This window comes from uncultured Sphingomonas sp., assembly GCF_946477935.1.
In the GTDB taxonomy this organism is placed as follows: Bacteria; Pseudomonadota; Alphaproteobacteria; order Sphingomonadales; family Sphingomonadaceae; genus Sphingomonas.
The window spans coordinates 1-8,832 of sequence record NZ_CAMLAC010000153.1; the positions used below are offsets into that span (position 1 = coordinate 1).

Genomic DNA, 8,832 nt, shown 5'->3' on the forward strand with positions numbered 1-8,832 from the left:
AGTTCGATGTTTTTCTGGCGGGCACGTTGGCGGACGCGCATCCAGCCGCTGGCCATGGCGGTGATGGGGTCGGGGAGGCGGCGGGACCAGCGGTCGTTGAGGGCGCCGGGGGGGCAGAGGACGACGTGGCCGGCGATCGCCGCTTTCGGGGTGTCGGCGACGGGGAGGAGTTCGCCCAGGTCGACGCCGTGTTCGACGTAGAGTTCGCACAAGCGGGCGAGGGCACCGTGGATGTAGATGGGCGAGCGGTGCCCGCGCGCACGCAACTCGGCGATCACGCGCTGCGCTTTTCCAAGGGCATAGGCACCGACCACGACGCAGCGATCGGGATTGGCGTGCAGCCGCGCGATCAGCTTGTCGATCTCGTCGCCGGTGTCGGGATGGCGGAAGACGGGCAGCGCGAACGTCGCCTCCGTGATGAAGACGTCGCACGACACGGGCTCGAAGGGCGCGCAGGTCGGATCAAGGCGGCGTTTATAGTCGCCCGACACCACCACCCGCTCGCCGCGGTAATCGAGCACGATCTGCGCCGACCCCAGCACATGCCCGGCGGGCACATAGCCCACTTCCACCTCACCCAGCCGGATCGTCTCGCCATAGGCGACGGGCACGCCGTTCTGCGGCCCGTAGCGACAGGCCATGATCGCCAGCGTTTCCGGCGTCGCCCACACCGTTTCGTGCCCGCCGCGCGCATGGTCCGCATGGCCGTGCGTCACCAATGCGCGCGGCACCGGTTCGGACGGATCCACCCACGCGTCCGCGGGCCGCACATAGATGCCGTGGGGGTGGGGTTCGATCCAGTCGCCAAGCTTTGCCATGCCCGAATTACGCGTGGCCAAGGTTTCGGTGCCGTCACGGATCGAACATCGCACCTATATCGTTGACATGGCAGCGATGAAGGAGAGTCCTGATGGAAGGTGGCCTTTGGGGCACGGTGGTGATCCTCGGTCCGATCCTGCTGGCACTGGCGATCGGCTGGGCGATGCTGAGGAACCGCACGTCGAAAGCGAAGCTGCGTCAGACCGAACAGGCGACGCGCGACCTGTACGACGAGCAGAGCGCGGCGGACCGAACCCGACCCTGACGCTTCCCGGATCGCTGGCTCGCTGGTTCGCGGAACGCGGCTGGCGGCCACGCGCGCATCAGCTCGCCATGCTGGCAGAGGCTCGGGCGGGCCGACACGCGCTGCTCGTCGCGACGACGGGGGCCGGCAAGACGCTGGCCGGCTTCCTGCCGACGCTGGTCGACCTGATCGAAGCACCGACGGACGGGCTTCACACCCTCTATGTCTCGCCGCTGAAGGCATTGGCGGTGGACATCCAGCGCAATCTGCTCGGCCCGATCGAGGAGATGGGCGCCGATATCCGGGTGGAGACACGCACCGGCGACACCCCCTCCGATCGCAAGGCGCGTCAGCGCACCAGGCCGCCGCACATCCTGCTGACCACGCCGGAATCCTTGTCGCTGCTGCTCAGCTATCCGGACAGCGTGACGCTGTTCGCAGGGCTGAAGACGATCATCGTGGACGAGGTCCATGCCTTTGCCACCGGCAAACGCGGCGATTTGCTGGCACTGGCACTGGCGCGGCTGCAGCGCCTGTCGCCCGGCCTGCGCCGCGTCGCACTGTCCGCGACCGTCGCGGACCCCGATGGCTACCGCGCGTGGCTGGCGCCCGATGGCGATATCGACGCGGTGTCGCTGGTGCAGGGCGAGGCGGGCGCGCCGCCCGACATATCGATCCTGTTGCCACAGGACCGCGTGCCCTGGGCGGGTCATTCCGGCCGTTATGCCGCGGCGCAGGTGATGCGCGAGATCGAGGCGCACCGCACCGCGATCATCTTCTGCAACACACGCAGTCTGGCCGAGTTGATCTTCCAGGATCTGTGGAAGGCGAACGACAAGGGCCTGCCGATCGGCGTCCATCATGGCAGCCTGGCGCTGGAAGCGCGGCGCAAGGTGGAATCGGCGATGGCGGCGGGCAAGCTGCGCGCGCTGGTCGCTACCTCCAGCCTGGACCTGGGGGTGGACTGGGGCGATGTCGACTGCGTGATCCAGATGGGTGCACCCAAGGGATCCTCGCGGCTGCTCCAGCGGATCGGGCGCGCCAATCACCGGCTGGACGAATCGAGCGAGGCGATCCTCGTCCCCGGCAACCGTTTCGAATATCTGGAAGCGCGCGCCGCGCTCGACGCGGTGGAGGCGGGTGAACTGGACCCCGACCTGTTCCGCCCCGGCGCGCTCGACGTGCTGGCGCAGCATGTCATGGCCTGCGCCTGTGCCGCGCCGTTCGATCAGGCCGAATTGCTGGACGAGATCCGCTCCGCCCTGCCCTATTCGGCATTGACCGACGAGCTGTTCGACCGCGTGCTGGGGTTCATCCGTGACGGCGGCTATTCCCTGCGGGCCTATGACCGGTTCAAGCGGCTCACCCAGCAGGCGGACGGCACGTGGCGCGTCAGCCATCCGCAGTTCGTCGCGCAGCACCGCCTGAACGCCGGCATTATCGTGGAAGCGACGATGCTGAAGGTCCGCTTCCGCAACGGCCGCAATCTGGGCAAGGTGGAAGAAGGCTTTGCCGCCACGCTGGCACCGGGCGACACCTTCTTCTTCGCCGGGCTGAGCCTGGAGGTGGAGACGATCGACACCGAGGACCTGATCGTCCGCGCGACCAGCCGCCCGGCGCGCATCCCCAGCTATGGCGGCAGCCGGATGCCACTGTCGACCAGCCTGGCCGCACGGGTGCGCGACTTCCTCGCCTCGCCGGGCGAATGGCATCGCTTTCCCGACGACGTGCGCGACTGGCTGGCGATCCAGAGCCGCCGTTCGATGATGCCCGCGCCGGGGCAGTTGCTGGTCGAGACCTTCCCGCGCGAGGGGCGGCACTATATGGTCGCCTACAGCTTCGAGGGGTGGAACGCGCATCAGTCGCTGGGCATGCTGGTCACCCGGCGGATGGAGGCGCAAGGGCTGAAGCCGCTCGGCTTCGTCGCGAACGACTATGCGCTGGCGTGCTATGGGCTGGAAAAGATCACCGATCCCGCCAGCCTGTTCTCTTCCGACATCCTGGAGCATGAGTTCGTCGACTGGGTGCAGCAGTCGCACCTGCTGAAACGCGCCTTTCGGGAGGTGGCGGTGATCGGCGGACTGGTCGAACGCCAGCATCCCGGCCGTCGCAAGTCTGGGCGACAGGTGACCTTTTCGACCGACCTGATCTACGACGTGCTGCGCAAATATGAGCCCAGCCACCTGCTGCTACAGGCCGCATGGGATGATGCCCGCGCACGGATGACCGATGTCGGCCGGCTGGCGCATCTGCTCGACCGTGCGGCGGGGACGATGCTGCATGTCGATCTGGAGCGGGTCAGCCCGCTGGCGGTGCCCGTGCTGGTGCTGATCGGACGCGAGCGGGTGTCGACCACAGTCGGCGACGACGCCCTGTTGATCGAAGCGGAGGCTCTGGCGGCGGAGGCGATGCGGGTGGATTGAACCCGCTTGGCATGAGACCATGCTGCGTTCATGCTGCGCAACATGAAGCTGTTGTTTGCGCTCCTGTTTGCAACGCTCGGTGCCGGTTCGGTCACAGCACAGCGCACGCCGCCGCTGGTCATCCCGTCCTCCACGCCGCCACCGCTGCCCATCCCCGACGAGACCTTGCTGCAACTGGGTGCGGTGGATCTGCGCATGACCGTGCCGGTGATGATCGGCACGCGCGGGCCGTGGCATTTCGTGATCGATACGGGTGCGGAGCGGACGGTGATCGCCCGCGAGCTGGCGGGCGTGCTGGGCCTGATCCGCGGACCGGGGGCGCGGATCGTGGCGCTGACCGGGACGACCCCGGTGGAAACGGCGATCATCCCCGCGCTGCGCGTCAGCAGCCTGCCCGCGCGTAGCGTGATCGCGCCTGCGCTGGTGGCGCAGCATATCGGCGCGCAGGGCCTGCTCGGCATCGATGCGCTGCAGGGGCATGCCGTCGTCATCGATTTCGACCGCGACCAGATGACGCTGACCCCTGCCCCGCGCCGGTCGCGCGGTGCGGCGGCGGACGAGATCGTCATCACCGCACGCTCGCGCCTGGGCCAGTTGATCGTCACCGATGCCGCGTGGCGCAGCACCCGCATTGCAGTGGTGATCGATACCGGCACCCCCTACAGCATCGGCAACAGCGCGCTGTTGCGTGCGATGACCCGGCGGCAGCGGACGCTGCCCGCCGTCACGCTCACCTCCGTTACGGGCGAATCGCTGGTCGCCCCGTCGCTGCTTGCCGATGAACTGGTGGTCGGCGGCATCCGCTTCAACGGTGTGCCGATGGGCTTTGCCGACAGTGCCGCGTTCGATCGGCTGGGCCTGGGGGCGAAGCCGGCGCTGTTGCTCGGCATGGACGTGCTGCGCCTGTTCCGGCGCGTCGCGATCGACTTTCCCAACCGACAGATCCGCTTCCTCAACCACCGTGCCGATCGCGGTCGTCCGGTATGGCCCGGCTGATGGCCAATCACCGTGCGTGCATCAAATATATTGCAAAGCAGCGCAGGGTGACGCCATCTATGGGGTGTGCTCCGCCAGTATGAACTCGTCGACCGTGTGCTCGACTACGATCCAGAGGCCGACGAGGCGCTGTTGAACCGCGCCTATGTCTTTTCCATGCAGGCGCATGGCAGCCAGAAGCGTGCCTCCGGCGACCCGTATTTCAGCCATCCGATCGAAGTGGCGGGCATCTTGACCGACCTGCATCTGGACGATGTGACGATCGCCACCGCGATCCTGCACGACACGATCGAGGACACCGTCGCCACGCCGGAGGAGATCGAGCGGCTGTTCGGTCCCAATGTCGCCCGGCTGGTGGACGGGGTGACGAAGCTGTCCAAGATCGAGGCGCAGACCGAGAACGAGCGCGCCGCGGAAAACCTGCGCAAGTTCCTCCTGGCCATGTCGGACGATATCCGCGTGCTGCTGGTGAAGCTGGCCGATCGCCTGCACAATATGCGCACGCTCCATCACATCGCGAAGCCCGAGAAGCGCCGGCGCATCGCGAAGGAGACGATGGACATCTACGCCCCGCTCGCCGAGCGGATCGGCATGTACGAGTTCATGAAGGAGATGCAGACGCTCGCCTTCCAGCAACTCGAACCCGAGGCGTATGAGTCGATCAGCCGCCGTCTGGAACAGATGAAGGAAGGCGGCGACGACCGGATCAACGGCATCGCGCTGGACCTGAAGCTGCTCCTGTCGCGTGCCGGCGTGGAGGCGGAGGTGACGGGGCGCGAAAAGCATCCTTATTCGATCTTCCGCAAGATGTCCGAACGGCACATCAGCTTCGAGCAACTGTCCGACGTGATGGCGTTCCGCGCGATCGTGCCGACCGAGGAGGATTGCTACCGGACGCTCGGCATCATCCATCGCAGCTGGCCGATGGTGCCGGGGCGGTTCAAGGATTACATCTCGACGCCCAAGCGCAACGGCTATCGCTCGCTCCACACCAGCGTGATCCATGCGCGTGACGCGCGCGTCGAAATCCAGATCCGTACCCCCGAAATGCATGCGGAGGCCGATTTCGGGCTGGCCGCGCACTGGACCTACAAGCAGGCGACGCGCCACGACCAGCAGGTGAGCTGGATCCGCGACCTGGTGGAAATCCTCGACACCGCCGACAGCCCCGAAGAGCTGCTCGAACACACGCGCATGGCGATGTACCAGGATCGCATCTTCGCCTTCACCCCCAAGGGCGAGCTGATCCAGTTGCCCAAGGGCGCGACCCCGGTTGATTTCGCCTATGCCGTCCACACCACGCTGGGCGACCAGGCGGTGGGGGCCAAGATCAATGGGCGCGTCGTGCCCTTGTCGACGGTGATCGACAATGGCGACCAGGTGCAGATCCTGCGCTCGGCCGGACAGACGCCGCAGATCAACTGGCTGAACGTCGCGATCACCGGCAAGGCGCTGGCCGCGATCCGCCGCCACCTGCGCCAGGCGGAGCGGGCGGAACAGGTGACGCTGGGCACCAAGCTGTACGAGGATATCGTGGAGCGGCTGCCCGCGCAGATCGGTGCGGATGCGCTGCCCGAGGCGCTGAAGCGGCTGAAGATGTCCGATGAGGGACAGTTGATGGTCGCCATCGCACGCCGGACGATTTCCGATGCGGCGGTGATGGAGGCACTGATGCCGGGGTCGGCCGGGGCCGACGTCGCCGAACTGGCGCCGCAGTCCAGCGCGATCTCGATCAAGGGGCTGACGGCGGGCGTCGCCTATGAACTCGCCGAATGCTGCCACCCGGTGCCGGGCGACCGCATCGTCGGCGTGCGCCGCCCCGATGCCGGGATCGAGGTGCATGCGATCCAGTGCCCGGTGCTGAGCGAACTCGCTGATCGCTCCGACGACGAGACCGCCTGGGTCGACATATCCTGGGGCGACGAAACCGAGGGCGCGACGGCGCGCATCACGGTGATGGTGAAGAACGAGCCCGGTGCGCTGGGCGTGCTCGCCTCGGTGATCGGTGCGCACAAGGCGAACATCATCAATCTGCGCCTCGACACGCGCGATGCGCGCTTCCACACCAACATGATCGACGTGGAGGTGCATGACGTGCAGCATCTGATGCGCCTGATGGCGGCCTTGCGCGCGACCGATGTGGTGGGGTCGGTCGAGCGGGTCTGACAGGAACGGGGCACGCGAAGCTGCGAAGACGCGAAGAAGATTTGTTCGCGCGGAGGCGCGGAGGCGCGGAGGGGTTGCGCTGGTCGCACCCGTGCACGCCCTGTCGACCGGGAGACAAGCCTTCGCCCGTGATGAGAGAATGAGCCTTCGGCCCGGCGGCACATCTCCGCGCCTCCGCGCCTCCGCGCGAACCAATTCTTCTTCTCTCTTCGCGGCTTCGCGGCTTCGCGTGAACCATCCAATCGCCCATCCACGATGCTGGACGCCGAGGACATGAACCGGCTAGCCAATGCGCCACAGGATCAGGGAGACAAGCACATGAATCGCCGCAATTTCATCGGCGCCACCACCGCGGCGAGCGCGATGGCGCTGGCCCCGCGCGCATGGGCGCAGGCGGCGTCCGGCGATGCCCGGTTGAAGGCCGCGTTCGACGCGATCCTGGCCGAGACGATTCAGGAATCGCCGGAGTTCGCCACGTCGCTCGGGTTCGACAAGGGGGCGAATGCCGGGCTGAAGTCGAAGCTGGACGACAATTCGCTCGCCGGGCGCAAGCGCAGTCTGGCGCGCGCGCAGATGGCCGAGCGCGAGCTGCGTGCGATCCAGCCCGATACGCTGTCGCCGCAAGGCAGGATCGACCGCGACGTGGTGCTGTATTCGACCCAGCAGCAGCAGGTCGGCCCGGCGCGCTTCGACATCGACGCGCCCACCCAGCCCTATCGCATCACGCAGCAGCGCGGCGTGTATTTCGACCTGCCCGATTTCCTCGATTCGACGCACAGCATCGCCGACGCGGCGGACGCTGACGCCTATATCGCCCGGCTGGACCAGATGGGCACCGCGCTGGACAACGACACTGCGGTACAGGCGGCGGAGGCGGAGCGCGGGCTGGTCGCGCCCGACTTCTCGCTCGATCTCGCGCTGGGGCAAATGATGAAGCTGCGTCAGCCTCAGCCCGCGGCCAACACGCTGGTCGATTCGATCCGCCGCCGTACCGCCGAGGCGAACATTCCCGGCGACTATGCCGCGCAGGCCGCCGAGATCGTCCGCGCCAAGGTCTATCCCGCGCTCGACCGCCAGATCGCGCTGGTCCGCACGCTGCGCGCCAAGGCCCGCAAGGATGCCGGACTGTGGGCGGTGCCGCAGGGCGAGGCGATCTATGCCGCCGCGCTGGCCGCGGCGACCACCACCACCCTGTCGCCCAGCGAAGTGCACCAGATGGGGCTCGAACAGGTCGCCGACCTGACTGCGCAACTGGACGCGATCCTGAAGGCGCAAGGGATGACCAAGGGCTCGGTCGGCGCGCGCCTCGCCGCGCTCAACGCGACGCCGGCACAGCTTTACCCCGACACTCCTGCCGGGCGCAGCGCGCTGATCGCCGGGCTGAACGACAGCGTACGCGCGATGCAGGCCAAGTTGCCGCAAGCCTTCACCAATCCGCCCAATGCGCCGCTGGAGATCAAGGCGGTGCCCGCCGCGATCCAGGACGGCGCCTCCAACGGCTATTATTACCGCGCGCCGCTGGATGGATCGCGCCCGGCGATCTACTGGATCAACCTGAAGTCGGTCGCCGACTGGCCAAAATACACCCTGCCCTCGCTTACCTATCACGAAGGCGTGCCGGGGCATCACCTGCAGATCTCCACCGCGCAGCGTGCCGATACGCATGTGCTGCGCAAGATCAGCTTCTTCGGTGCCTATCTGGAGGGCTGGGCGCTTTATGCCGAGCAACTGGCGGACGAGCTGGGCGGCTATGCGGGGCCGATCGAGCGCGCGGGCTATCTGCAATCCTTCCTGTTCCGCGCGGCACGGCTGGTGGCGGATACCGGCATCCATACCAAGCGCTGGACGCGCGAACAGGGCACGCAATATTTCGTCGACACGGTCGGCTTCGCCCGGCCCCGGTCGCAGCGCGAGATCGAGCGCTATTGCACGATGCCGGGCCAGGCGTGCAGCTACAAGATCGGCCATGCAAGCTGGCTGCGCGCACGCGCCAAGGCGCAGGAGATATTGGGCGACCGTTTCGACCTGAAGCAGTTCCACGACATCCTTGAGGCCGGCGCGGTGCCGCTGACCATGCTGGAGCAACTGACCGAGGCACGGGCGCGGGCGCTGAAGGGGTGAGGTCTCAATTCCCTCTCCCCCACGGGGAGAGGGAAGGGGCCCGCTGCCACCAGACAGTGGGAA

6 protein-coding genes are annotated in these 8,832 nt (G+C 67.2%); 5 read left to right on the forward strand and 1 reads right to left on the reverse strand.

Going from position 1 to position 8,832, the window contains the following annotated elements; genetic code table 11:
* Positions 1 to 818: ligase-associated DNA damage response exonuclease (locus tag Q0U08_RS14410; RefSeq protein WP_298092134.1), on the reverse strand; the 818-nt coding region annotated here is incomplete at its 3' end.
* Positions 819 to 910: 92 nt separating this feature from the next.
* On the opposite strand from Q0U08_RS14410, the gene Q0U08_RS14415 reads away from it, so the two are divergent.
* The 5 genes from Q0U08_RS14415 to Q0U08_RS14435 all read left to right on the forward strand — a co-directional run bounded on the left by Q0U08_RS14415 (position 911) and on the right by Q0U08_RS14435 (position 8,769).
* Complete coding sequence (locus Q0U08_RS14415) at positions 911 to 1,084, forward strand: hypothetical protein (protein ID WP_298092143.1); 174 nt, start codon at positions 911 to 913, stop codon at positions 1,082 to 1,084.
* 14 nt (positions 1,085 to 1,098) lie between these two features.
* On the forward strand, positions 1,099 to 3,486 hold the full coding sequence (locus Q0U08_RS14420; RefSeq protein ID WP_298092141.1) for a ligase-associated DNA damage response DEXH box helicase: 2,388 nt from the start codon (positions 1,099 to 1,101) through the stop codon (positions 3,484 to 3,486).
* A 42-nt stretch (positions 3,487 to 3,528) separates the two neighbouring features.
* The gene (locus Q0U08_RS14425) at positions 3,529 to 4,482 is read left to right on the forward strand and encodes an aspartyl protease family protein (RefSeq protein ID WP_298092136.1); all 954 of its coding nucleotides are present in this window, start codon (positions 3,529 to 3,531) and stop codon (positions 4,480 to 4,482) included.
* A 66-nt stretch (positions 4,483 to 4,548) separates the two neighbouring features.
* A complete protein-coding gene (locus Q0U08_RS14430; RefSeq protein WP_298092138.1) occupies positions 4,549 to 6,648 on the forward strand; it encodes a bifunctional (p)ppGpp synthetase/guanosine-3',5'-bis(diphosphate) 3'-pyrophosphohydrolase in 2,100 nt (699 codons plus the stop codon).
* A gap of 318 nt (positions 6,649 to 6,966) precedes the next feature.
* On the forward strand, positions 6,967 to 8,769 hold the full coding sequence (locus Q0U08_RS14435; protein ID WP_298092139.1) for a DUF885 family protein: 1,803 nt from the start codon (positions 6,967 to 6,969) through the stop codon (positions 8,767 to 8,769).
* Positions 8,770 to 8,832: the final 63 nt, after the last annotated feature.